The organism is Cohnella sp. WQ 127256 (assembly GCF_024519285.1).
Taxonomy (GTDB): Bacteria; Bacillota; Bacilli; order Paenibacillales; family Paenibacillaceae; genus Cohnella.
In genome coordinates, this window is the sequence record NZ_JAMZCY010000001.1 from 49,245 (window position 1) to 74,871 (window position 25,627).

Genomic DNA, 25,627 nt, shown 5'->3' on the forward strand with positions numbered 1-25,627 from the left:
GGGGTCTATGCCGATTAAAAAGTCAGTTTTATCTACCTAATGTTGGGTTTTGGAGGACTGACCTTACAGGCTCGCCCATGTTAATTTGTATGTACTAGGCAGATTAATTATCGATTGGCGAGCAAGGGGGGCTTGGATATGGGCAAGTATTGGCCTAAGGGATTGAAAATCCGAACGATCCGCGGCAAATTTCTTGTGTTGACCCTGCTGCTTACCGTAGTGCCGATGGTTGCTTTAAGCTTTACCTTCTATCGAATAGCGGTGCAATCACTCGGTAATAAGGCGGAGGAGCATGCCTACCAGTCGAGGCTCATGAGTGCAAACTTCCTGAACGGTACGATTACCGACTTGAACGATCTCACTAACGCGATTCTCGGTAATCCAGAGGTGCAATCGATCCTACGACAGCCTTCTTCTGACGATTATGAGTTTCTAAGGAACGTAGAGCGTTTGAACAAAATTATCCGCGCACAAACACAAACGAAGCCTTACATTATATCCACTCTTATTTACGCCGCCAATGGTGGACCGAACCGTTCCTTATACCAAGGCAATGACTCGATCCGCTTTGGCGGTCTTCCCACGATAGAGGAAGCCATTCGCTACTTCGAAAGTCTACGAGAGGATAATCGGCTGACATGGCATAATGGTTCACCATTCGTACGAGAGGATAACACGATTCCTGACGATCATCTTTATGTGGGCAAGCTGCTCAGGAGAACCGAGGGTAACTATGAGGAATTGGGCTTTCTGATGCTAGAGATTGAAAAGTCGAGTTTTTTTCATGGCTTATCGTTTTTGAAGCCTGACACCAATTCACAGTTCTGGATTCTGGACAGTGCGGGTATCCCCATTTATCGCTTGCCAGAGGACGACAAAGCGGATTTCATAGCGCTGCGATACATCGCAAATGAGACGGAAAAACAGCCTGAGCAAAAAAAGGAATGGTTGGATTGGCACGGGGAGCGCTCAATGGTTTCCTATGCCCCTCTTGTTCTTAATGGTTGGACGCTACTACACCGAGTAGATAGCGTAGCGCTGTTCGAGGATGCTAACCGCATCGGGAGGCTAACGATTCAAATCTTCCTCGTCGTCCTGCTAGTGGGCTGGATACTGGCGTATCGTTTTAGCGACACCATTCGGCTTCCGCTTCGAAAGCTTAGGGGATTAATGAACATAGCAGGCGGAGCAAACGCAACTGCCGTTGTATTTGATACTAAGGATGAAGTCGGACAGATAGGAGATCGGTTGCAGCGTATGATGCGTGAAAATCAACAGCTCAACGATCGAGTATACGAAGCCATGCTCTCTTGGAAGGAAGCAGAGTTCCGAACACTACAGGCGCAGATCAATCCCCATTTTCTATATAACACGCTCGAATCGTTGAACGGCTTAGCATTGGCGAACGGACAACGAGAAATGTCTGAAATGATTGGAGCACTCGGTAAGTTTTTCCGTATTGCATTAAGCCAAGGGAGTGAAATGATTCGAATTAGTGAAGAGGTGGAGCATGTGAATGCTTACGTCCACGTTCAGCAGTTTCGCTTTCGCGATAAATTTGAATGGATCTCTGAGGTAGACGAGGAAGTCCTAAATGGCTATGTGCCTAAATTATTGTTACAGCCTCTCGTCGAAAATTCGATTTATCATGGCTTGAAGAAAAGGCAGGGAGTCGCTTACTTGATGCTTAGTGGTCGTAAGGAGGAAGGTGCTGTTAAATTCTCAGTTAGCGATGATGGGAATGGGATCGAACCTGAACGACTTGAACAAATCCGCCAAGCGTTAGAAGTGGAGAGTGATGAGGTTAAGGATGAGGTCGGCTTCGGATTAAGAAATGTACATGCAAGATTACGTTATTACGGTCCGCAATATGGGGTGCAAATATCTAGCGAGTTAGGTTTATATACAACGGTGACCTTGACCGTTCCTTGGTGGATGAACCGACCAGAAGGGGGAAAGAAGCATGTTCCGACTGTTGATCGTGGATGACGAATTCCACATTCGAGAAGGCCTGAAGCATCATGTATTGCAGACAGGTCTACCTATAGAAATTATCGCAGCGGCAGAGGATGGCGAAACGGCATTGCGTTTATTTGAGGAGCAAAGGCCGGACATTGTGATTCTAGACATTAATCTACCCGATATTAGCGGACTAGAAGTTGCAAGGCGAATTCGTGAGAAGGACGAAGCTACGCCCTTACTCTTCCTGACAGGCTATGAATCGCTTACTTATATTCGGGAAGCCATTGGGCTGCAGACTGTTGATTATTTGCTGAAGCCGATTACGAAGGATGAACTAACAACGGGTTTACAGAAAGCTCAGGATTGCGTTGTGAGGCAAAGAAAGACGGCGAAGGGATTAGAGCAAAAGCGATCTGTTGCGTTGGAATACGCTTTGCTTGATTTGTTGCTTCAGAGGAGGTCCGTTGACGATACGATCGAGGAGTTGCTGAGCGAGAACAATTCTCCGCTAAGCTCCGGAGCGCCTTATGTCGTCCTATGCTGTGATTTAGATGTCATTCCTTTCCGTGTAGCAGAAGGAGATGAAAGACAACTGTACGGCTATGCATTCAGTAGATTGGCGATTGAAGCAGCTTCATCCGTGTCAGGAACTCTTGGTGCGGCAATTGCTCCGGATCGAGTCATTCTTGTGTTGCCTGTTGCAGGTAGGAAAATAGTAGAGGCTGCTATCAAGCAGGTTCGAACAACTCTAGAAGAGTATATGGGAATTTCCACGACAATTGGGATAAGCAGAACCGTGCTAAATTTAAATCGTTTGCCGGAAGCCTACCGTGAAGCTGTACATGCAGCTGAACATAAGGGGTGGGTTGGAAACGGTCAAGTTATTCCCTTCGAAAGTGTGCAGATTGTGGAGACGACTCGGCAAGACTTGCTCGACAAGGAGTTCATTCTGATATCGGAAATTAGAGCAGGCAATAATGGAGCTGTCTTATCGATATTACAGGATTGGTCAACGCAGCTTGGAGAATTGCCTTCGCGACAAGTAAAAATGATGGCCACGCAGCTCGTTCTATTCGTTATGAGAGTTGTTCAGAGTCAGAGCCTCATCCATCTTACTCAACAAAATAGTGATCTGAACGACCCGTTATTGGTGCTATCCCAAATGAGCAACGGTAACGAAATTATCCAATATGTGAAAAATTATTTTGTTCAAGTCGGTCGACTGATTCAACAGTCAAAGGAAGCTGTTGTACCTAGAATGTTCGAGCAGGCGAAGACTTGGATTCGAGAAAATCTCCACGAGGATGCGAGCTTAAACGGCTTAGCCCAGCATTTACACCTAAGTCCGAAGTATTTAAGCTCTCGGTTCAAGCAGGTAACAGGTGAATGCTTCCTGGACTTTTTAACACGCGTGCGCTTTGAGAGGGCCCGTGAACTTCTGTTGGACTCGCAGCGAAAGGTGTGCGAGGTTGCTGAGGCGGTAGGTTTCGGGGATACGAATTATTTCAGTATCGCATTCAAGAAGAACACAGGATTCACACCAACCGAGTTTCGTAAGCGTTATTTATAAAATACATCAAAAAATCGAACCAAAACAAAGAGGGCATGGAATCGTTGTATGGTTCGTCTTACCGGTACAATCGATAATCAAGTTGAGTAACCCAATAGACTGAATCGAGAGGGGACAAAAGTATGCTCAACTTGCACAAACAAAGATGGCTAGCCGTTCTAATGGTATTTGTTCTAGTGGGAATCACCGCCTGTAGCTCGGGAAATAAGGGCGGAAACGAGGCGAGCTCTAGCAAACCTCCTAGTGAAGCAAGTGGAAGCAAGCTCGTAGAGGAATCAGCAGCACCAGCGGAGCATGTCAATCTGACCTTCATGTATTGGGGCAGCAATGATGAGAAAAAAGCGATGGAAAAAATGATCGATTCCTTCAATGAAAGTCATCCGAACATCACGGTGAAGGGTGAGCACGTACCAGGAGATTACAATACAAAAATGAACACGCTTATGGCTGCCAACCAATTGCCGGACGTTGCTTATTTAGGAGACGCTCTGACGAATAAGTGGGGTAGCGAAGGTAAGCTGCTCGACTTCAGCCAATATTATGGAGATTACCCAGAGCTACAAAATAAACTTAAAGCCTCTTACTTGTACACGGAGCCTGGCAAAGCAGTAGCAAACTTCACCGCGCTCGAAGTCATGGTGCTGTATTACAACAAGGAAATTTTCGAGGAAGCGGGAGTTCCTCTCCCTCCGTCTGACCCGACGAAAGCTTGGAATTGGGACGAATTCGTTACAGTTGCTAAGCAATTAACTAAAGATAAGAACGGCAAGCATCCAGGAGAAGAGGGCTTCCAGGAGAAAAGCATCGACCAGTACGGCTTCTCTTTCGGAAGTGATCGAGGAACTTACGGACCGCTGCTTGAAAGTAACGGTGCGGGTATCCTTGATGAATCCGGCACGAAATATGCGCTTAATTCACCTGAAAGCGTCGAGGTTTTCCAGAAGCTGCAGGATTTGATTTATACGCATCACGTATCTCCGGATTTGATCCAGCAGCAGAACATGCCGGACAATCACGTTAGGCTGCAAACACGTAAGGTAGCGATGGTGCTTGACGGTACTTGGGCGTTGCTTGACTTAACAAATAACAAAAAGCTGAAGTGGGGAATTGGTGTCCTACCTAAGCTCAAAGAGCCTAAGACGGTTATTCTTGCTGGGACGACCGTTGTGTTCAACAGCACGAAGCATCCGAAGGAGGCGCTAGAATTTTACCTCTATCATAATAATCCCGAGCAGGTCGATCTCTATAAAACGGGCTTATGGATGCCGACGGAAGACAAATATTATTCCGAAGAGGAAGCGATCAAATCTTGGACAGATAACGAGGCTCATCCAGCGGAATTCCGTCAAGCGGGTATTGACTATACGAAAGGATACGCGGTGAAGTCCCCATCGACTGCGATCAAGAATTGGCCTGAAATCAACAGCAAGCTTGCACCAGGACTCGATTTGATCTGGACGAACAAGAAGTCGGCACAAGAGGCGCTTGATGAACTGGAATCACAAATTCAGCCTCTCGTTCAAGGGGTGTACCCGAACGAATAAAGACTGACTGCATGGGGAGGGACGTGACGACGAGAGCAGTGTTGTTCCCGTCGTTACGTTCAATCGCCACCTAGGTATGACAAAACTTCCGTAAAGGGATGAACGCGGATGAGACGAAATAAATCGGGGATTCTGCGTATGGAGCGCAAGTGGGGAATCCTTCTAGCACTGCCAGCCATGATCGGGTTGGTGATGTTCACAGTCGTACCGGTTATAGCTTCGTTTTTTTTCAGTATTACCGATTGGAGAATAGGCAACGAAATGACGGTTATCGGATTCGATAACTATAAAACCATATTGACCAATGATCCGACCTTCACCAAATCGCTGTACGTAACGACATATTACTCGTTGTTTAGTGTGCCTATCTGTCTCGCAATCGCATTTATGATCGCCTTTTTGTTGAATCAGAAGGTGAGAGGTTTATCGGTGTTCCGCACGATCTTCTATTTACCGACTATCGTTCCAAGTATCGCAAGCACGATGCTGTGGCTATGGCTGTTCAATCCTGATTTTGGATTGTTAAATTCCATACTGGAAAGCTTGGGACTTCCCGAGAGTCGTTGGATTTACGATGAAGCGACCGCGATTCCGTCGATCGTACTCATGAGTACCTGGTCCGTAGGGAATACAGTCATTATTTTCCTAGCGGGATTGCAAGCGGTCCCAGCCCATCTCTACGAGGCGGTCGAAGTTGATGGCGGAAGTGCTTGGCGGAAGTTTTACCACATCACGATCCCTTCCATGACTCCGACAATATTTTTTAACCTTGTTATGATGATCATTGGATCCTTCCAGGCCTTTAACCAAGCCTATGTCATGACGCAAGGTGGACCCAATAATTCGACACTGTTCTACGTGTACTATTTATTCCGAACGGCTTTCACTGAGACGAAGATCGGCTATGCCTCTGCATTGGCATGGATATTGTTCGTTATCGTCATGACACTCACCTTCATTATTTTCCAAACATCCAAAAAATGGGTGCATTACGAAGGGAGCAATAAATAATGTCTGATGTATCGGTCATTGTTCGCTCTAAAAGGCAGGTCACCGCTCTCGGCTTTATTAAGAAGCCTGCAAGGCTGGTCACCTATTTCATTCTTATTATTGGAAGCCTCTTGATGATCATGCCGCTCGTGTGGCTCTTGCGTAGCTCCTTAATGGATAACGCCCAAATCTTCATTTTTCCACCACAATGGATTCCTGATCCCTTTCAGTGGAGCAATTACCCAGAAGCATTAACGACAGTCCCGTTCGGAACCTATTTCTTAAACACGATGACGATTGAAGTATTCGTGCTGGCAGGTGTTCTGGTAACAAGTGTGATTACGGCGTATAGCTTAGCACGATTGCGCTGGGCGGGGAGAAATGTCGTCTTTGCAGGTGTCCTCGGTTCGATGATGCTTCCTAGCGCGGTTACGATCATTCCACTGTTCATCCTTTGGAGAGAGCTCAATGCGTTGGATTCGCTATTGCCTCTCATCGTGCCGGCATGGTTCGGAGGAGGGGCATATATCGGCCAAGGTGCATTTCAGATTTTCCTCCTGCGTCAATTTTTCATGTCGATCCCGAAGGAGCTGGACGAGGCGGCATACATGGACGGGGGGACCCCCTTAACTGTGTTATGGCGGGTCGTCATTCCTCTCTCGACGCCAGCATTGATCGTCGTCGGTATCTTCACCTTCATCGATGTGTGGAATAACTTTTTGGAGCCTGTTCTCTATTTGAACAGTGAGGAAAATTTCACTCTAGCACTGGGTCTAGCAACCTTTAAAGGGCTATACAACGCGCAATGGGGGTATTTGATGGCCGCCTCAATGGCTATGGTTGCTCCTATCATTTTATTGTTCTTTATCGGACAGCGTTATTTCATTGAAGGGATAACGTTGACGGGAATTAAAGGTTAGTAAAAATCACATCAAAGTTGGGGTACCATTCATTACCCCTAAGCCGAGCCATCCTAGACAAAGTTGTCGAGACGGTATTCGGCTTTTTTTCCGTAACGAAAATAAAAATACGAATGGAGGGTATTGACGATGAAAAAGGTCATATCATTTGTACTGAGCTTGGCGATGGTCGTTAGCTTGTTTTGCTTCGGGTCGATACGGCAGGCAAATGCGGCTACAAGTTATGCGGAAGTCGTGGATAATTTCGGGAGGACCATTAACGATTATGGAATTGATCTACTAGATTGGCAAGGCTATCTCGCGAACCCTCATGTGAAGCTTACTGTAAAACCCCCATCGAGTGCTGTCTTTCCAGTTACGATTACTCTTAAGGCTCAAGGAACCTCCAGATTGATGATGGATAGTCCGAGCACACTGTCTGCAACCGGAGCAACGAAAGTATTAACATTCGCCAATACGACCGAGCAGAAGTCCTTTTATTTAGAAATCCATCCAGACCGCATCGGTGGGCCAAACGAAATCGAGAATTATACTTTGTCTCTAAGCGTGGCTCAGAATAACGGTACGCAATCTACACAAACCATTCCGATAAGGGTATTGGACCAAGATGATAATGCGGAACCTACGATGCCGTTACTATTCGACTACCGTTTCGATACGATAAAAAATTATTTCAGCGATCCAGCCACGAAAGCAGCGGCAGAGCAAGCGGTGAAGGATTGGTTTTACTTTTTCGATATGGCTTCCTTTGATACGGTTCCAGCCAATGCAGAGAGCATCTCCATTCCCGGAGATAATTGGCTTAATCCGATTACCGTGACGAATAATACGGCATACAACGGAATGTGGATCGTCTTCAGGGGGCTTAACGATCCCTACTCTACAGGCTGGCCAGCTGCTAATGGCAATTATCACAAACGCGCAGGTGTGCAGGTTGCGGGTCCTATTCACCGATCCTTGGGGACCGTGTTGGATTTTTACCCGAACTTCACAGGCTTTACTTCCTTGAACGATGAAGATTGGTATTTATCGCAGATGCCGGGTGCAATCTGTACGTCTAACTGCCAGACGGATGTATTGGGACTTATTATGCATGAATTCGGCCATGCCGTGGCCTTCCATAGTGATTGGGCTGGAATGGCCGCATACTACAATTCTGCAGGGAACGATCCAGAGGTCGTGGCCTATATGGGGCACACTGTTCCGCTGGACAACAGCTACCATATTCCAGATACGGATCCTGCGAATTTTGACCGACTAAGTGGGATGGGGAGCGGTAGGAACAATATGTTCCATCCTACGAGGTGGATGCATACGAAGCTGTCACTCCTGATCGCGGAAAATGCGGGCTGGAAGCTCAATAAGAACCTGACGCCGTTCCTAGCTCCATCGATTGTTACAGCCTCACTACCTGCGGGAACGAAGGGGCAAGCCTATAGTCAGAAGCTGACAGTCAAAGGTGGCGTGCCGTTCTATGATTGGACCATTACGAGCGGGACTTTACCTTCGGGCTTGAGCTTGGATCGATTCACTGGAACGATTAGCGGTACGGTATCGAATAGTCAGGCGCAATCATCCAATACGTTTACTGTTCAACTCCGGGATTATGATGCTATGAGCTCGCCGGTGACGAAGACATTTACGATAAGCACCGGGGGTGCGACGGGAACAAGTAACTACGAGGCTGAAGCTGCAACGATTAATGGTGCGGTTGTCTACAGTGGCACGAGTGCGTCTGGTGGCTCCTATGTCGGGGGAATCGATAATGCGACCAGCTATGTTCAGTTTACCGTACAAGCGGCTAGTACCGGCACTTATAATATGACGATTCGTTACGCAAATGGCACAGGGTCTAATTCAATGCACAATCTCAGTGTTAACGGGAGTGCCTCGCAAAGTGTAAGCTACCCGGCCACGACGGGCTGGGGGCAATTTGGCGACAAAGTCATCACCGTCAACTTGAACACCGGAAGCAATACGATCCGATTAACCAAAGGGACGACAGGTTACGCAGAGTTGGATTATATCAAGCTGGATCCTGCAACAACAACACCTACGCCAACGAATATTGCATCGCAAGGTACGGCTTCGACATCATTTGTCTCCTCGTGGGAAAGCTTGTTGGGCTTGAATGACGGATATAACGTGACAAGCTCGAGCGATAGAGGGCATCCCGTCTACGGAAACTGGAACAATCCGGGTACAACGCAATGGGTGCAATACGATTTTAGCTCCAGCAAAACGTTATCGAAGGTAGAGGTGTATTGGTTCGACGATGATCAGGGCATCGATACGCCGGCGTCGTATTCGATTCAATATTGGAACGGAAACGCGTGGGTGAACGTAGCCAGTCCTGTGGGGCTTGGTGTCCTGGGCAACCAGTATAACGTAACGACGTTTACGTCGGTTAATACGACCAAGATACGTCTGAATATTACAGCTAAGGCTTCGTATTCTACGGGTATCGAGCAGTGGAGGGTTTTCGGCTACTGATGAGCGAATCTCATTCCTGCGAGGAATAATCAAACATGACCCCGTTGCCAAGTTGGTGGCGGGGTCATGCTACTGCTCGAGGTAGGGAGTTCATGGCATATCCTGAGGATTCCTACTGCGTTTGGCAGACCTGAGCACCGCTATTTGATGTTCAAATGCTTACGATAATAGGCATTGCGATAGCCCGTAGGGGTCAAATGCTCGTACTTGCGAAACAGCTTAATAAAATATTTACCGTCGGACATGCCAATATCAGAGGCAATTTGCTTAATCGTTCGGTTTGAATTCGTTAGGAGAGACTTTGCCTTTGACATTTTCTGAACATGAATAAATTCCTGTAGGTTCATCCCCATATTTTTCTTGAATATCCTCGAAAGGTAATCGCGATTGTAACCGAACTTCTCAGCGATAAATGAAACAGTTAAGGGTTCAGCTGCGTGTACTCGAATCCATTCCACAATGGAGGAGACGAGAGGGTCTGGGGCAAAGTGAGCTTTGCGCATATGATTAGCCTCTGCCTGCTCCGCGAGCTCAAGTAAAATCGAGGTAGCTGCGTAGTGTAGGGCTCGTTGGTAGTGGAGCTTTGAATTCGCCAAATGCTGAAGCTGTTGAAATAATACGTCAATACGTTCAATGCTGCTTAGTCGGAAAAACATAGGGAGGAAGAGAGAGTCGCTTATGGAGGAGAGAAATTCATTCGATTGGCGAAGCTGACGAGATTGCTCCCATTCGTCTTCACCACAAAACTGTATAGGATCTTGGCATAAAAAGTGAAACCAATAGAAGGATAACTCACCATCACTAGGCTGATAACCCGAGTGAGGAATGCCGGGAGGAAGAAGAAGGACGGTGCCAGGTTCAACGACATAACATTCTCCCCCTTGCTCGATGTACAGCTTGCCACGCACGCCGACGATGATCTCATAGCTATCGATCGTGCGGTGTGAGTGGGTCCAAGGGGAGGGGGAATGGAACTGTCCTGCGGATAGAAATTCTAACGGCTTTAGGATGTCGGTTTTAATAAATCGCAAGGCGACAGCTCACCCTTCCCATCAAGTAGGTTAGGGATATTATACATGATCGATTGTTGCAGCACGACTCTTAAACGTGTGAAACAGTCCGAAGGGACGATTCACGTACAACAAGTCGATGCGGGATGATTTGACGAGCAGTAATATCGACTTGTTGGATCATCCGAAGAACCATTTGTGACGCGGTATAGCCAAGCTGATATGTTCCAACGTCCACACTTGTAATGGGTGGCATTGTCAATTCGGCTAAGGCGATATTGTTAAAGCTGACGATCGCGATGTCTTGAGGGATTCGATAGCCGAGCTCAGCTAAACCTTTCAGTACCCCAAAAGCCACAACGTCGTCAATGACGACTAGTGCGGTTGGGGGTTCAGGCTGCGACATAATGGATGCCATGGCGCGATAGCCGCTTTCGAGCAGAAACTCTCCTTCGACGACCCAGCTTTGTTTTAATGGAAGACCTGCCTCCGCAAGTGCTTTGGAGTATCCCATCATACGGTCCTGTGTCATCGCAAGCTTAGTAGGGCCTGTAACAAATCCGATTCTCTTCTGGCCTTGAGCGATTAGGTGATTAGTCGCATCATAAGCGGCTTGGACGTTATCGTTATCAACGGAAGGAACATCCTCATAGTCGAGACTGCGACCAATGAGCGCGAATGGAACCTTCTCATTCCTTAGAAAATGAATGATTGGATCAGAGGAACGTGAATAAAGCAGCAGCAATCCATCGATTCGTCCGCCTCTAACAAGCCGAGTGACTGTTTCTAATTCCTCCTGTTCATTGCTACCGCCTGCCATCAGCAGGTCATAACCTGCACGTGTTAGTTGCGCGAGAACCCCTCTTATTAATTCATAGAAGAAAAAGTTTAAGAGAAGCTCTTCTGCAGGCTTAGGTAAAATAACCGCAATCGTGCGTGTCGTTCTGGAAACAAGGCTTTTCGCCATTAAGTTGGGATGATAACCAAGCTCCTCCATGATTTCTTTTACTCTTCTACTCGTTTCCTTGCTAATCCGCGGATGGTCAGCAATAACTCTAGAAACGGTAGAGGGTGAAACGCCGGCCTTTTTTGCCACATCTTTAATGGTTACATTCATTTAAGGACAACTTCCTTTTTAATTAATGATAGTTAGCTTTATTGTAACTTAAATTAACTGAATAAGTAATGAGTAAGAACTTTATGCTATATGGCACTAAAATATGCGATTGGATGCGATTACATAGTGCCATTATTGGCACAAACAATCAATGAGCGTATTTGTTCGATAATAATAGTATTTACGAGAAAACAGAAGATAAAAAAGGTTATTTGGTAAAATTCACCTTGTGCAAACGATTTACTTTTTTTTGAAATCGGTTATCATGAGGTTAGATCTAAAAAGCGCTTACATTATTCCAAAGATGCTGATTTCATAGGATTTCTTGTCCTTCAGTAATCGTTATGCAAATTAGTACAAACGTTTGCACAAATTATGCGAGGTATGAGTTCTTATGGAATTTACGGCATTCGGAACAGTGTGACGTACTAAACCTAAATCCAGAGAGGGGTTTTAAAGTTTAATGAACAAGTCAAAATGGTTGGTCATGTCTCTAGTGTTCGCAATGGTATTCGTACTGGCTGCATGTGGAGGCAAAGGAAACAATAATGCATCTTCTTCGCCAAGTGAGAGTGCAAGCGCTCCAGCGGCTACTGAAAGCGCAAGTGCGCCTGCTGCTGAAGAAACTCCTGCTGAAGAAGTTTATGAGCCTGAAGCTGGCGCGAAGCTGGTTGTTTGGTACTCTGCTAGTGAACGTGCATTAGTTGATGAAGCTGGAAAAGTATTCAAAGAAAAATACGGTATCGATATTGAATTCCAAGATGTAGGTCCGGATAAATCAATTGAAAAGATGATCACTGATGGTCCTGCTGGAGTCGGCGCTGACGTATTCGCAGCGGTTCATGACCGTCTAGGCTCAGCGGTTCAAGCGGGTGTTATTCTTCCGAATGATATCCACGCTGAAGAATCCATTGCTAACAACTCCGATAAATCGGTTGGAGCTTGGACAATTGACGACCAAATGTATGGATACCCGTTGTCCGTAGAGACAACAGCAGTATTCTATAACAAAGATCTTTTCCCTGATACGGCCGGAGTTGCTCCGACGACATGGGATGGCGTTATCGAGTTTTCTAAAAAATTCAATGATGCAAAAGCTTCGAAATACGGCATCATGTGGGAAGCTGGTAATGGATATTGGAACTGGGGCATCTTCGGAGGTTATGGCGCATACATCTTCGGCAAAGACGGTACTGATGCTAGTGACATTGGTCTGAATAATGCTGGCGGAGTAGAAGCAGCTAAGTTCTTCGGAGGCTTGAAAAATCAAATCCTTCCGATCAAAACAGGAGATATCAAAGCCGATATCAAAACAAGCCTTTTCACTGAAGGTAAATTAGCAATGAACGTAAGTGGTCCTTGGCAAACGCAGGAATTCCTGAAAGGCGTTAAAAACCTTGGTGTAATGGAATATCCAACCCTGCCAAATGGTAAGCCGATGCTACCATTCTCCGGTGTTAAAGGATTCCTCGTTAACGCTAACACGAAGTATCCAATCGCATCCAAATTATTCGCACAACTGCTCACATCGGAAGAGTTCCAAGCTAAGAACTTCGAATTGTTCGGAAGCTTACCAGCTAACAAAAACGTTGCTGCAAGTGAAAAAGTAAGCTCCGATCCATTTGCAAGTGTATTCCTAAAACAGTTTGACAACTCCACTCCAATGCCTAAAATTGCAGAATTTAATGCTTTCTGGTCCACTCATGAAGCTGCACTATCTTCCCTCTGGAATGAAGGATCAGATCCTCAAAAAACGATGGACGATTGGGCACAAAAAATGAAAGACGGCATCGCAGCATCGAAATAATACATCCATTCTTATAAATATATACCATTCACCCGCCCACTACGGGCGGGTGATATGGGTTCAGAAAGGAGATGGCTCAAGGTGAAACGAAATGCGGTATCGGCGGGTTGGCTTTCGGTTTTGTTTGCAGGATTAGGACAGTTGTATAACCGACAATATGTTAAAGGACTGCTGTTAGTCCTCACTCATGCAATTGGGATTTATTTATTCGTTACCAAGTTGTATCCCGATTTGAAGGGACTATACACCCTGGGAGACAAAGGACAGCATTTAGAGAAGGTTGGAAAGTTGTTCAAAAATGTACCTGGGGACCACTCCATCTTCATGATGATATACGGAGTAATTTCACTTATTATCGTTGCTTTGTTTTTAGCTTTCTATATTTTGAATATCCGCGATGCAATTTTTGTAGGCCGTAAACGGGATCAGGGCAGTGAAGTTCAGGGCCTAAGCAATAACTTATTCCCTTGGTTACTTCTGGCGCTGCCGATTCTTGGTGTTCTGTTCTTCACCATTATGCCAATTGTGTTTACATCCCTGATCGCCTTTACCAACTATGCGTCGCCGAATCATATACCGCCGAAAAATTTGGTGGATTGGGTTGGGTTTGCCACATTCAAGAAGCTGTTCACTATGAATTCTTGGAGTGATACTTTTGTTGGTGTCTTTAGTTGGACGCTAGTCTGGGCGGTATTAGCAACTGTCACTTGTTATTTTGGTGGCATTCTAGTTGCTCTGCTTATTAATCAGACGGGAATCAAATTAAAGGGCTTCTGGAGAATGTTATTTATTATTCCTTATGCAATTCCGCAATTTGTATCCTTGCTCATTATGAGGAATATGCTTAACGAAAAATTCGGACCGATTAATCAATACTTTAGATATTTCGGTCTAGGTGGCTTGCCATGGCTTAATGATCCTTTTTGGGCTAAAGTGTCGGTCATCGTTGTTAATATGTGGATTGGAATACCGGTGTCGATGGTACTTGTTATGGGGATCTTGACGACAATTCCGAAAGATTTGTACGAGGCGGCAGAAGTAGATGGAGCATCCGCTTGGATGAAGTTCCGTAATGTTACGATGCCTTTTGTCATGTTTGCAACAGCCCCAATATTAATCACTCAGTTCGCAGGTAATATTAATAGCTTTAACGTAATCTTCCTGCTTACCGGAGGAGCTCCAGCGACGATGGAGTACAACAATGCTGGAAAGACGGATCTACTAGTCACCTGGTTGTACAAGCTGACGTTAGATTTCAATCAGTATAATATGGCTGCCACTGTGGCCATTCTGTTATTCCTAATGATTGCTGCTTTGTCGATCGGAATCTACAGCAGAACCAGATCATACAAGGAGGAGGATATGATCCAATGAAGCCGCGTATATTTTTCAGTTATGTATTGTTGATTTTGATCGCTCTTGCCTGTATTTATCCAGCTTTATGGACGATTATGTCCTCCTTCAGAGAAGGTAACTCTTTGTTTAGCGATACATTCCTCCCCAAAAAATGGACGTTTGCTCACTATCGCGATCTCTTTGTAGAGAGAACAGATAGACAAATTCCGTACGCGACGTGGTATATGAACACGTTGAAAGTGGCAGTAGCCAGTATGGTGCTAGGTACATTAATCCAACTCTTGACGGCTTACGCCTTTTCAAGATTCCGTTTCAAGGGTCGTAAGCCTATGCTGATGATGGTTTTGATCCTTGGGTTGTTTCCTGGATTCTTGAGCTTAATTGCCATATTCACCATCCTTAACACGTTGGATCTACTCGATTCTCTCTGGGCGCTTATTCTTGTTTATTCTGCAGGTGCCGCTCTGGGAATGTTCGTGGCTAAAGGCTTTTTCGATACGATACCACGGAGCCTGGAAGAAGCAGCTAGAATTGATGGGGCTAGTCATATGACGATTTTTGCTCGCATTATCATGCCATTGTCGAGACCGATCATTACGTATATCTCACTTACGACTTTCGCTGGAGCATGGGTAGATTTCATCTTCGCTAGAGCCATTCTTAGAACGCCGCAAAACTGGACGCTAGCTGTAGGGTTATGGAATCTTGTTGATGCCTACAACAGTACTGAGTTTACGTTGTTCGCAGCGGGCTGCGTGCTAGTGGCGATCCCAATTACGATGTTGTTCATGTATACGCAACGGTTCTTAGTGGATGGTTTAACTGCAGGAGCATCCAAAGGATGAGGATAACACTGAAGTACACGCTTGTGCTCTTAACGGCGACTATGATGCTTGCCGGATGTACATCTGCTCCCCCAGCGGATTCATCTGTAGCGTCCCAAGTCCTTCAACCTATCCCCCCGAAGGTAGAAGAAGCAGGGCCAACAAATGTGTATTACGAAGTTTTTGTACGATCCTTCGCGGATTCGAATGGAGACGGAATCGGAGATTTAAACGGATTGACCGATAAGCTGGATTATCTTGATCGACTTGGCATTGATGGTCTTTGGTTAATGCCGATCCAGCCATCTCCGAGTTATCATGGTTATGATGTAACCGACTACTATGGGATTAATCCTGAATACGGCACGCTAGATGATTTCAAAAGGCTTATTGCGGAAGCTCACAAGAGAGACATTCGCATCCTAATGGATCTAGTTGTTAATCATACTAGCGTGGAGCATCCGTGGTTTGTAGATTCGGCAAAAGATAAGGAAAGTCCGTACCGTGATTGGTATACGTGGGCAGACGATGCGGAAAGCGCAAAGCCTTCGGATGGAGCAACCGGTAATGCTGCTTGGCATCCTTCAGAAAATGGACAATACCTTGGCATTTTCTGGGAAGGGATGCCGGATCTGAATTTTGATAACCCAAAAGTTCGCGAAGAGATGATCTCTATCGGCCAATATTGGTTGAAGGAGGGTGTTGATGGTTTTCGCTTAGATGCGGCGAAGCATATTTTTGGAGATTTTAGATCTACGATTGCCACACCCGCCATTCAAGGTAAAAATAAAGCCTGGTGGCAGGAGTTTAGGCAAGGCTTAAATACGGTTAATCCGGATGCCTATTTAGTCGGAGAAGTATGGGATGGGGCAGCAATAATTGCTCCATATCTGGATAATGCACTAGATTCAGCATTTAATTTTGACCTAGCGGGGACATTGCTCAGTACAGCAGCCTCGGAAAAAGCATCGAGTATAGGATTTACTTTGTCCCGTATACATGAGTTTTTCGGGAAAACGTCGAATGGTAAATTTGTCGATGCGCCTTTCTTATCTAACCACGATCAAACTCGCGTAATGAGCGCCGTTGGAGATAATGTCGACCATGCCAAGATGGCGGCTTCGCTTCTACTCACGATGCCTGGCAATGCGTTTCTCTATTATGGTGAAGAGTTAGGCGTGCGCGGGATGAAGCCTGATGAGAGACTCCGCGAACCGTTTCCATGGACGCGTGAAGAAGGAACACCTGGACAAACGACCTGGGAAGCCTCGATGTATCGAGACAAGGAAGCTTCCGTAGAAGCAGAAGAGGAGTCCCCCGACTCGCTTCTTAATCATTATCGTACGTTAATTTCTTGGCGTTCACAGGAGAAGGCACTTAGGGAAGGGACGATTGGCTCTTACGATACGGACAATACTTACGTAACCTCGTATATTAGAGCGAGTGGAGACGATCAGGTATTGGTGCTACACAACATGTCGAAGGAGCCTCAGACATTAACTTTGCATGTTACTGAAGCTCAGCCCACTATGTTCTCTAAGCTGGTGCTAACGAATAATCAGAATGCTAAATTTGATAATCAAGTGCTAGCAATTCCTGCCTATACGACCGTCATTTTGAAGCCTTGAACAATGAAAGCCCTACATCTGAACCCCCTTCAGATGTAGGGCTTTTGTTGTCTTGAAATGGCACGAACGCCTATCCATTCCTCTACATAGAATAAAGCACTTACATGGAGGACTGGGGAGTGGCTTTGGTGGATATTCAATTATCAGCAGTGCATTGGGTATACTTAGCCTTTATCGTATTTATTTTGGCGTTGCTAGTGAAACGCCGTGATACAACACTGATTTGTGTTGTCGGTATATTCACACTTGGATTAATTGCTACTGAAAGCTTAAGTGGCTCGGTATCGGGCATCTTTAACAGCTTTATTTACGCAACCAAAGAATTGCTTGGAACGATCTTCATCATCTCGATTATCGTTGCGATGAGTAGAGTGCTCATTATTACAGGTATTAATGAAACGATGGTTAAGCCGCTTACAGGATTTTTGCGCACCCCAACGATGGCGTTCTGGGGAATCGGACTCATTATGATGGTTACTTCGTTGTTTTTCTGGCCATCACCAGGGGTTGCACTAATTGGGGCGGTATTGCTTCCTGTAGCATTAAGAGTCGGATTACCAGCGCTTGGAGCGGCTATCGCAATGAACTTATTCGGTCACGGTATCGCACTTTCCGGGGACTATATTATTCAAGGTGCACCTAAGCTCACGGCGGATGCGGCAGGATTGCCAGTAAATAGTGTAATGGAAGCGAGTGTTCCACTCGTCATTGTTATGGGTTTGGTAACGACGGTTGTTGCCTTCTGGATGATGCGGAAGGATATGAAGAACGGGAAGTGGAGGGATGGGCTAGTCGATAATGGTGTAGAGGATAGTTTGAGCAAATCAGGGGTGTCTGTTGCTTTACCTCATAGAACGAAGAGAGCTTTGGCTATTCTAATCCCCATTCTGTTTGCGGTCGATGTTGCTGTGATGTTTGCTTATGATCTGCAGGGAGGAGATGCGACTGCGTTAATAGGGGGAACCGCAGTTCTCATTCTCATCGGGGTTACGATGCTTGCACACCGGAACAAGGGACTGGAGGAAACGACCTCTTATTTAATTGAAGGATTACAATTTGGCTTTCGTGTTTTCGGACCGGTCATTCCTATCGCAGCCTTCTTCTACTTGGGGGATGCAGCCTTCAAGGATTTGTTTGGAGACGGGCTGCTGCAAGGCTCACACGGGATCGTGAACGATCTCGGAGTTGCACTTGCCAATCACGTTCCTATGAACGGAGCAGTTGCATCCGTTACGTTGTCTGCAACGGGAGCAATAACGGGATTGGACGGCTCTGGCTTCTCCGGTATCTCTCTCGTAGGTTCGATTGCTCATATGTTCTCGACAGCTCTTGGGTCGGGAGCAGCTACGCTAACAGCTCTTGGGCAAGTCGCAGCCATATGGGTTGGTGGAGGCACGCTGATCCCTTGGGCGCTCATCCCAGCAGCGGCGATCTGCGGTGTGAGTCCGTTCGAGCTTGCACGACGTAACCTTAAGCCAGTGCTCATTGGTTTAACGGTTACTACGATCGTAGCTATGTTCTTGGTTTAAGAGTAGAGAGCAGGTTTAGATTGCTCATCAGAAAAAGCTGTCCCGGATGCTGAAGAGCTATGGACAGCTTTTTCTGATAGAGAGAGCTTGAACTAAATGACCTTGATGATGGCGAAGCCGAACGTAGGAAGTGTAACGAGTAAACGACTTTCTTGTACAGCTGCTCTACCTTCACCCAAAACGACTTCATATGAGGAGTCTTTATCAGCATTAAATTCGAGAGATGCATGTTCATCCCCCGCATTCAGAGCAATGATGAACTTCTCTCCATCAGCTTCGCGAGCGTATGCCAGTGCCATGTTGCCGGAAGCGGAATACAGTACCTCGAATACTCCGTCACGTAGAGCACGATGGGATTTGCGCAGCTTAACCAATTCCGTGAAAAACAGGAGTAAATCCTGATCCTGCATGGATTCATCCCACTCCATACATTTCCGGCAGCCCGGATCATGCTCCCCGGACAAGCCCACTTCGTCTCCATAGTAAATACATGGCGTTCCTGAAAGTGTGAATTGAATCGCTGTAGCTAGCTTCAACCTCCGCTTGTCATCCTTACATAAAGTAAGCAATCGAGGGGTATCATGGCTTCCTAGCAAGTTAAAGGCGACTTCAGTTGCCTGCTGTGGGTAAGCGGCTAGTAAATAACCGACTAGATCGGTGAATTGGCGACCATCTCTTGTACCTCGTACCGCATATTCGAGCATGGCTTCAGTCAATGGATAGTTCATAACGGCATCGAACTGATCTCCGTTTAACCAAGGTAAGGAATCATGCCAGATTTCCCCGAGGATATAGGCATCAGGATTTACCTTCTTAACGACATCTCGGAAAAGCCTCCAAAATTGATGATCGACTTCGTTGGCGACATCAAGACGCCAGCCATCGACCCCGATATCTTCAATCCAGTAGCGGGCAACTTCCAGTAAGTATTCTTGTACGGCAGCATTCTCCGTATTGAGCTTAGGCATGTGGGGCTCGAAGGAGAAAGTATCGTAGGTTGGAATACGATCTTGAACCTCCAACGGGAATTCGCGTACGTGGAACCAGTCCGCATAGATGGAGGCAGCACCGTTCTCCTTTACGTCGAGGAAGGGAGGGAAGTTTCCACCGCTATGGTTGAATACAGCATCTAACAATACGCGAATTCCACGGGAATGGCAGGCGTCGACTAGCTCTTTCATTTTCTCATTCGTTCCAAATTGCGTATCGATTTTCAAATAATCGATTGTATCATACTTGTGATTCGTAAGAGCTTGGAACAAGGGGTTGAAATAAATAGCATTTATCCCCAGATTCTCTAGATGGTCAAGATGGTCTATGACCCCTTGGAGGTCTCCACCGAAGAAATTTCTAGCTGTGGGTGTCCCGCCCCAAGGTTCTACGTTATTAGGATCGATTGATGGATCACCTTTGGCGAAGCGTTCGGGAAATATTTGATAGAAAACGGCATCCTTAACCCAAGCAGGAGGTGTGAATACGTCAGCAGGATTGAGAAAAGGAAACTCGAAGTAAAGATTAATATTATCAGGCTCATGCTCGTGAAGTCCTTGCTCGTTCATCCACAATGACTCGTTATTCGATTGCAGATGAAACCCATATTTCAGTCTGCGATAGGTTGGCTTAACGGCAACCTGCCAATAATCGAAAAGTGCATCCTGTGCGAATATGTGCATCTCTAGTAAGTTAGAACCAATAACAGGCCAGCTATATTTATCTCCGTGTATGAAGGATATTTGAGTGACATCATCTCGTTTGGTACGTAAGCGAATGTGGATCGTTTCTTGATCATAAGCATAGGACCAGTTGTTCTTGGGGCGATGATAAATGGCTTCTTTAAGCATAATTATGTTCTCCTTTATTTGACTTATTAGGAATCATGGTTTGCCCGAAACATCAAAAAAGGCACAACCAGGGAACGTTCGCTCCGAGGTTGTGCCTTAAGTCATCGACTAGGCAACAGGGCCTTCTAATTAATAACCTTAGTATACGATATAATATATTCAATGGAAACTATTAAAATAAAATGAACCGAATAACTCGGTGCTACATCTAACTCTATAGAAACATAAAATGATAAATCTACACGAAGCAGCAAACGATCGGAGGTAATCGTGTGTCTGACTTGGCTTGGAAAACAGATGTACAGCTAGCTTGTTCTGGCGATCGGGATGCTTTTGCTAGACTTATTCGTGAAATGCAAAATGAGCTATATGGAATGGCCCGAACGCTGCTGAACAAGGATGAAGATTGCGCCGACGCAATTCAGGAGGCGATTCTGAAAGCTTATCGTGGTATCCCTAAGCTGAGAGAGCCAGCGTATTTTCGGACTTGGCTGTTACGGATTCTGATTCACGAATGTCAGCAGCTATATCGCAGGGAGAAGCGAACCTCTCCATCGGACAAACTGCCGGATCAGAAGGCTCTGTCGACAGAGACAGACTTGGATTTACAAGCGGCCGTTGAACGGCTTGAAGAACCGTTAAGGACGTTGGTAAAGCTACATTACTTTGCAGATTTACCACTTTCACAGCTTTCAGAGATGATGGATATTTCGGAAGGGACACTAAAGTCGAGATTGCATCGGGCGAGGCGGTACTTGGCAAAGTGGTTGAATCTACCGGAGAAAGGGGAGATTGGATATGAGTTCTAATGAATTGGATTTACTTCTTAAAGACGGCGGGACAGCCATGCCGTTAAGCTTACCATCTATCGTGGCTAATCGCATTGAAAATACGCTACATACCTTACCAGACAGAAGAGCGATTGAAAGCAGAACAAAACGGATTCGCAGATTGGCGCTTATGGCGGCATCCATCACAATTGTCGGAGGGACGCTCGCAAGCTACTTCCTTTTCTCACGGGATCAACAATCAGATATAGCGAGTTTACCGCAGCATAATCGTTTAGATTATCAATCCGAGCTCATTGGGACTCCCATGATGGGGTCGCTACTCGAAGATTCGGTTGTGAATAAAGACGGACCGAGCGTAACAGACCAAGGAATTACGCTAATGATAAGAGACGTTACGTATGACGGATACGAGGTGGCGATAAGATATTCCGTTAAATCGGACAAGGAAATAGACGGATTCTCGATGGATGCGAGCTTGGCCATGGATACTAAGGAAATTGGGAGAGTGGGGTATGCTACCTCGGATGAACCGGGGAACTTAAATCATCGTTACGAGAAATACGATTCTAATCAATACGAAGGAGTCATGGGGACATGGAAGCTAGCTTACTCGGATTATCTTCCTCGGTCGTTCCACCTGAAAGTAAATGCCACCAGTATTGGAGGCCAAGTGGGGAAGTGGGCGTTGGATATTCCGGTAACTGTAACCTCTGACACGACTATGATTCGTCCCGCCCTGCTGAAGACATCCAAAGAGGGTACCCTTAAAGTAAATAGATTGATTCTCTCGCGCGTGTCTACTCAATTCTCGTTTAACTTCGAAGCGGGGGCCTTAGGCGAACAATCTTGGGTAGGGGTAGAGGTGACCGACGACAAGGGCTTTCATTACGGAAGTCACATCTCGAGAAGCGCCGATGACCTAAATTATATGGATCTACTCCCAGTGACTGATCAAGCAAAAACACTGATTATTCGTCCTTTCTACGACGACTTCCGGAACAATAAGCAAGTTGAACTGGAGGATCACTTTCATACTCTTTTAGTGACACAACCGACAGTGGAAGAACCTTTAATTCTACCAATTGGAGAAGCAGGGCAATTGGAAATTACAGGAATCGAATACTTGGCTGACAAGACGGTCGTTTATACGAAGCAGCCCAATACAAGTGGAGCAGGGTTTGCCATCCAAGACGATAAGGGAAACCTGATACCGATTATTACATTGGCAATTGGGGGGGCGACTGAATTCAAACCTTTCTCACGGGATACCCCTGTGACGTTCCTTACTCGACCGATGTATCCGAGAACCTATATCCCTGAGTTAGAGGCGCGCATCGACCTCCCGCAACCCTAACTATGATATAATGTAGCCATAATGTTGGGGTAGAGGAGATCAGCAAGAGATGGAAAAACCTGTTGCATTAAGGGAATGGGCTGTAGCCGTGAAGGCACTGGAGGAAGGTCGTCAGGTCATCGTCCTGCGCAAAGGCGGCATAGCCGAGGAGACTAAGGAATTCAAGCTTGAGAGCCCGAAGTTCTATTTATTCCCCTCGTTCGAGCATCAAAGGTCGAACCTGGTTAAACCTGAGGTAAGCGACTTGGTGAGTTTGACAGCTGCTGAAGCTGCGGAATTAACGGATGAAGTACGTATTACTTCTTATGCTGAAGTCATAGAGGATATTGAAATTACAGACGTTGAGACGCTACGGAAGTTGGATAATCTGCACATCTGGACGGAAGACTATGCTGAAGAACGGTTGAAGTGGAAAAAGACAAAACCGCTTCACGTATTAATTTTACGGGTATATAAGTTAGAAACCCCACAAATCATTCCCATGCGGGAAAGCTATGGGGGTTGTAAATCTTGGCATGAGCTAGAAGACGTTTTATCCGTACCGATGAATCCGGTATTGAGTGAGAATGCCTTTGGAGTGCAGGTCGAAGCGGTACGAAATCAAATTAATAGCTCAAAATAAAATCATTCCGGACCTCATTTCCTAAGCAGGAAAAGGCCCGGTTTGCTTTTTTAATGTAACTTTCATAAAATTGTTATTGAGAATCATTGAGAATCAAATTAAAATGATTATAAAGAAGGATTTATTATTAAGGTAAATCCACATAGAAACTTGGAGGTAAGAGAATGTCTACTCAATTCGAAATTCAAGGGCTAAAGTCGTCCATAGAGGGCAAAGAAATATTAAAAGGGATCGACCTTAAAATTAAAGGTGGCGAAGTTCATGCCATCATGGGACCAAACGGTACAGGTAAAAGTACGTTGGCTTCCGCACTTATGGGTCACCCTAAATATGAAGTGACTGACGGTTCCGTTACGCTTAACGGCGAAGACGTACTAGATATGGGAGTGGACGAGCGTGCACGCGCAGGTCTGTTCTTGGCGATGCAATACCCTAGCGAAATCACGGGAGTAACGAACGCTGACTTCTTGCGTAGCGCAATTAATGCTCGTCGTGGAGAAGGCAACGAGATTTCCCTTATTAAATTTGTTCGTCAAATGGAAGGTAAGATGAAGGAACTTGAGATGAACCCTGAGTTCATGCATCGTTATCTGAACGAAGGCTTCTCCGGTGGCGAGAAGAAACGTAACGAAATTTTGCAAATGTTGCTGCTCGAGCCTAAGCTCGTTATTCTAGATGAAATTGACTCCGGTCTTGATATCGATGCTCTTCGCATCGTTGCTGAAGGCGTTAACGCTATGCGTTCTGAAGATCGCGGATTTCTAATCATTACTCACTATCAGCGTTTGCTTAACTATATTACTCCTGATTTCGTACACGTTATGATGCAAGGTCGTATTGTTAAATCCGGTGGACCAGAGCTGGCAACGCGACTGGAAGCGGAAGGCTATGATTGGGTTAAAGAAGAATTGGGCATCGTCGACGAGACCGTCGGCCAAGCTTAAAGAAGGGGGAATAGCATTCATGAGTACACCAATTACCTCCTTTGGACGGGAAGCGGCAGCGGCACTCTCACGTAGCAAGAACGAGCCTGCATGGCTAGTTGCTTTGCGTGAAGAAGCTGGACAGCTAGCAACTGAACTTAATCTGCCTAAGCCGGAGAAGCTTCCGCTTACTCGTTGGACATTGGATCAATATGGCGTTAACCGCCCTGGACAGTCTGTCAACTCTGCATTGGATTTACCGGCTGCGATTACTGCATTGTTGACTGAAGAAAATAGCAGTGCCTTGATCGTTCAACACAATTCATCCGTTGTATTTACACAATTGTCTGATGAGTTGAAGGCACAAGGCGTTATTCTTTGCAGCATGGAAGATGCAGCACGTAACCATGAGGAATTGCTTCGCAAGCATTTTATGACTGCGTACACGAAGGAAGAGCATAAGCTGGCTGCAGTTCATGCTGCATTGTGGAATGGTGGAGTATTCCTCTACGTACCACGGAATGTGACAATTGAAGCACCGATCCAAGCTTTGCTATTCGCGGACGACGCTGAAGCGACCTTTATGCCACACATTATCGTTATCGCAGAGAGCAACAGTCACTTCTCGTTCGTAGAGCAAGTTGCTTCTTCTCTTGGAGACACGACTACTACATTGCTGCACAATAGCGCAGTGGAAGTATTCGCGAAAGCGGGCGCGGTCGTTAGATATGCAGCCGTTCACCAAATGGACAGCAGTGCAATCGATATTGCCTACCGTCGTGCAATTCTGGAAAGTGATTCTCGTATTGAGTGGATCATTGGGGATCTCCACAATGGCAACTCTATTACAGATACGAAATCGGTGCTGAAAGGCAACGGTTCTTCCTCTAATTCCATGATTATTTCCGTTGGAACGGGCAAGCAGCGTATGAGTCTTACGACTCAAGCTGTTCACTTCGGTCGCAATACAGAGAGCGATATGATTACCCGTGCTGTAATGAAAGACGAGGCTACAGCGATCATTAACGGCATCACGAAGATTGAGAAAGGTGCAACGAAGTCGAACGGCCAGCAAACAGAGAAGGTTCTTATGCTAAGTCCGAAATCGCGCGGAGATGCTAATCCTATTCTATTAATCGACGAAGATGATGTTAAAGCAGGCCATGCAGCAAGTGTCGGACAAGTAAACGCGGATCAAGTATACTATTTGATGTCACGTGGAATTACTCGTCAAGAAGCGGAACGCCTCATTATTCACGGGTTTTTAGATCCAGTTGTTTCAGAAATTCCGCTCAAAGGTCTGCGCGAGCAATTGCACAGTATCCTCGAAAGAAAGCTGGGCTAAC

19 protein-coding genes are annotated in these 25,627 nt (G+C 45.9%); 16 read left to right on the forward strand and 3 right to left on the reverse strand.

Annotation, left to right across the window (positions count from 1 at the left end; all coding sequences use genetic code 11):
- The first annotated feature begins 138 nt into the window (after window positions 1-138).
- From M1K58_RS00195 to M1K58_RS00220, 6 genes are all read left to right on the forward strand, one after another.
- Complete coding sequence (locus M1K58_RS00195; protein ID WP_256756657.1) at window positions 139-1,989, forward strand: cache domain-containing sensor histidine kinase; 1,851 nt, start codon at window positions 139-141, stop codon at window positions 1,987-1,989.
- A complete protein-coding gene (locus M1K58_RS00200) occupies window positions 1,964-3,532 on the forward strand; it encodes a response regulator (RefSeq protein ID WP_256756658.1) in 1,569 nt (522 codons plus the stop codon). The genes M1K58_RS00195 and M1K58_RS00200 overlap by 26 nt, the downstream gene beginning before the upstream one ends.
- A gap of 122 nt (window positions 3,533-3,654) precedes the next feature.
- Window positions 3,655-5,076 (forward strand): ABC transporter substrate-binding protein, encoded by a 1,422-nt coding sequence (locus M1K58_RS00205; RefSeq protein WP_256756659.1) that lies wholly within the window; start codon window positions 3,655-3,657, stop codon window positions 5,074-5,076.
- A gap of 108 nt (window positions 5,077-5,184) precedes the next feature.
- Window positions 5,185-6,087 carry a carbohydrate ABC transporter permease gene (locus M1K58_RS00210; RefSeq protein WP_256756660.1) on the forward strand — a complete coding sequence of 301 codons (903 nt, stop codon included), beginning with the start codon at window positions 5,185-5,187 and terminating at the stop codon, window positions 6,085-6,087.
- Window positions 6,087-6,986, forward strand: a complete 900-nt coding sequence (locus M1K58_RS00215) for a carbohydrate ABC transporter permease (RefSeq protein WP_256756661.1) — start codon at window positions 6,087-6,089, stop codon at window positions 6,984-6,986. The genes M1K58_RS00210 and M1K58_RS00215 overlap by 1 nt, the downstream gene beginning before the upstream one ends.
- Before the next feature lie 129 nt (window positions 6,987-7,115).
- Window positions 7,116-9,479: a CBM35 domain-containing protein gene (locus M1K58_RS00220; protein WP_256756662.1), complete on the forward strand. Its 2,364-nt coding sequence runs from the start codon at window positions 7,116-7,118 to the stop codon at window positions 9,477-9,479.
- 140 nt (window positions 9,480-9,619) lie between these two features.
- On the opposite strand, the gene M1K58_RS00225 is transcribed toward M1K58_RS00220, so the two are convergent.
- Entirely contained in the window at window positions 9,620-10,510 is an 891-nt protein-coding gene (locus tag M1K58_RS00225; protein WP_256756663.1) for an AraC family transcriptional regulator, read from the reverse strand.
- Window positions 10,511-10,580: 70 nt separating this feature from the next.
- On the reverse strand, window positions 10,581-11,606 hold the full coding sequence (locus M1K58_RS00230; RefSeq protein WP_256756664.1) for a LacI family DNA-binding transcriptional regulator: 1,026 nt from the start codon (window positions 11,604-11,606) through the stop codon (window positions 10,581-10,583).
- A gap of 463 nt (window positions 11,607-12,069) precedes the next feature.
- Here M1K58_RS00230 and M1K58_RS00235 point away from each other — a divergent pair, with 463 nt between their 5' ends.
- The 5 genes from M1K58_RS00235 to M1K58_RS00255 all read left to right on the forward strand — a co-directional run bounded on the left by M1K58_RS00235 (window position 12,070) and on the right by M1K58_RS00255 (window position 18,750).
- On the forward strand, window positions 12,070-13,413 hold the full coding sequence (locus M1K58_RS00235; protein WP_256756665.1) for a sugar ABC transporter substrate-binding protein: 1,344 nt from the start codon (window positions 12,070-12,072) through the stop codon (window positions 13,411-13,413).
- Between the two features lie 81 nt (window positions 13,414-13,494).
- Window positions 13,495-14,787, forward strand: a complete 1,293-nt coding sequence (locus M1K58_RS00240) for a sugar ABC transporter permease (protein ID WP_256756666.1) — start codon at window positions 13,495-13,497, stop codon at window positions 14,785-14,787.
- Window positions 14,784-15,614 (forward strand): sugar ABC transporter permease, encoded by an 831-nt coding sequence (locus tag M1K58_RS00245; RefSeq protein ID WP_256756667.1) that lies wholly within the window; start codon window positions 14,784-14,786, stop codon window positions 15,612-15,614. Before M1K58_RS00240 ends, M1K58_RS00245 begins: the two co-directional genes overlap by 4 nt.
- A complete protein-coding gene (locus M1K58_RS00250; protein WP_256756668.1) occupies window positions 15,611-17,221 on the forward strand; it encodes an alpha-amylase family glycosyl hydrolase in 1,611 nt (536 codons plus the stop codon). Before M1K58_RS00245 ends, M1K58_RS00250 begins: the two co-directional genes overlap by 4 nt.
- Before the next feature lie 128 nt (window positions 17,222-17,349).
- Window positions 17,350-18,750, forward strand: coding sequence for a hypothetical protein (locus M1K58_RS00255; RefSeq protein ID WP_256758175.1), 1,401 nt, complete (start codon window positions 17,350-17,352; stop codon window positions 18,748-18,750).
- Between the two features lie 92 nt (window positions 18,751-18,842).
- On the opposite strand, the gene M1K58_RS00260 is transcribed toward M1K58_RS00255, so the two are convergent.
- The gene (locus M1K58_RS00260; protein ID WP_256756669.1) at window positions 18,843-20,591 is read right to left on the reverse strand and encodes an alpha-glycosidase; all 1,749 of its coding nucleotides are present in this window, start codon (window positions 20,589-20,591) and stop codon (window positions 18,843-18,845) included.
- A 272-nt stretch (window positions 20,592-20,863) separates the two neighbouring features.
- On the opposite strand from M1K58_RS00260, the gene M1K58_RS00265 reads away from it, so the two are divergent.
- The 5 genes from M1K58_RS00265 (at window position 20,864) to sufD (ending at window position 25,626) form a co-directional block, all read left to right on the forward strand.
- On the forward strand, window positions 20,864-21,400 hold the full coding sequence (locus M1K58_RS00265) for a sigma-70 family RNA polymerase sigma factor (protein WP_256756670.1): 537 nt from the start codon (window positions 20,864-20,866) through the stop codon (window positions 21,398-21,400).
- Window positions 21,390-22,736 (forward strand): DUF4179 domain-containing protein, encoded by a 1,347-nt coding sequence (locus tag M1K58_RS00270; RefSeq protein WP_256756671.1) that lies wholly within the window; start codon window positions 21,390-21,392, stop codon window positions 22,734-22,736. The genes M1K58_RS00265 and M1K58_RS00270 overlap by 11 nt, the downstream gene beginning before the upstream one ends.
- Before the next feature lie 49 nt (window positions 22,737-22,785).
- On the forward strand, window positions 22,786-23,358 hold the full coding sequence (locus tag M1K58_RS00275; RefSeq protein WP_256756672.1) for a DUF1802 family protein: 573 nt from the start codon (window positions 22,786-22,788) through the stop codon (window positions 23,356-23,358).
- 164 nt (window positions 23,359-23,522) lie between these two features.
- The gene (gene sufC, locus M1K58_RS00280) at window positions 23,523-24,302 is read left to right on the forward strand and encodes a Fe-S cluster assembly ATPase SufC (protein ID WP_256756673.1); all 780 of its coding nucleotides are present in this window, start codon (window positions 23,523-23,525) and stop codon (window positions 24,300-24,302) included.
- A 19-nt stretch (window positions 24,303-24,321) separates the two neighbouring features.
- Window positions 24,322-25,626 (forward strand): Fe-S cluster assembly protein SufD, encoded by a 1,305-nt coding sequence (gene sufD, locus M1K58_RS00285; RefSeq protein WP_256756674.1) that lies wholly within the window; start codon window positions 24,322-24,324, stop codon window positions 25,624-25,626.
- Window position 25,627 lies beyond the last annotated feature (1 nt).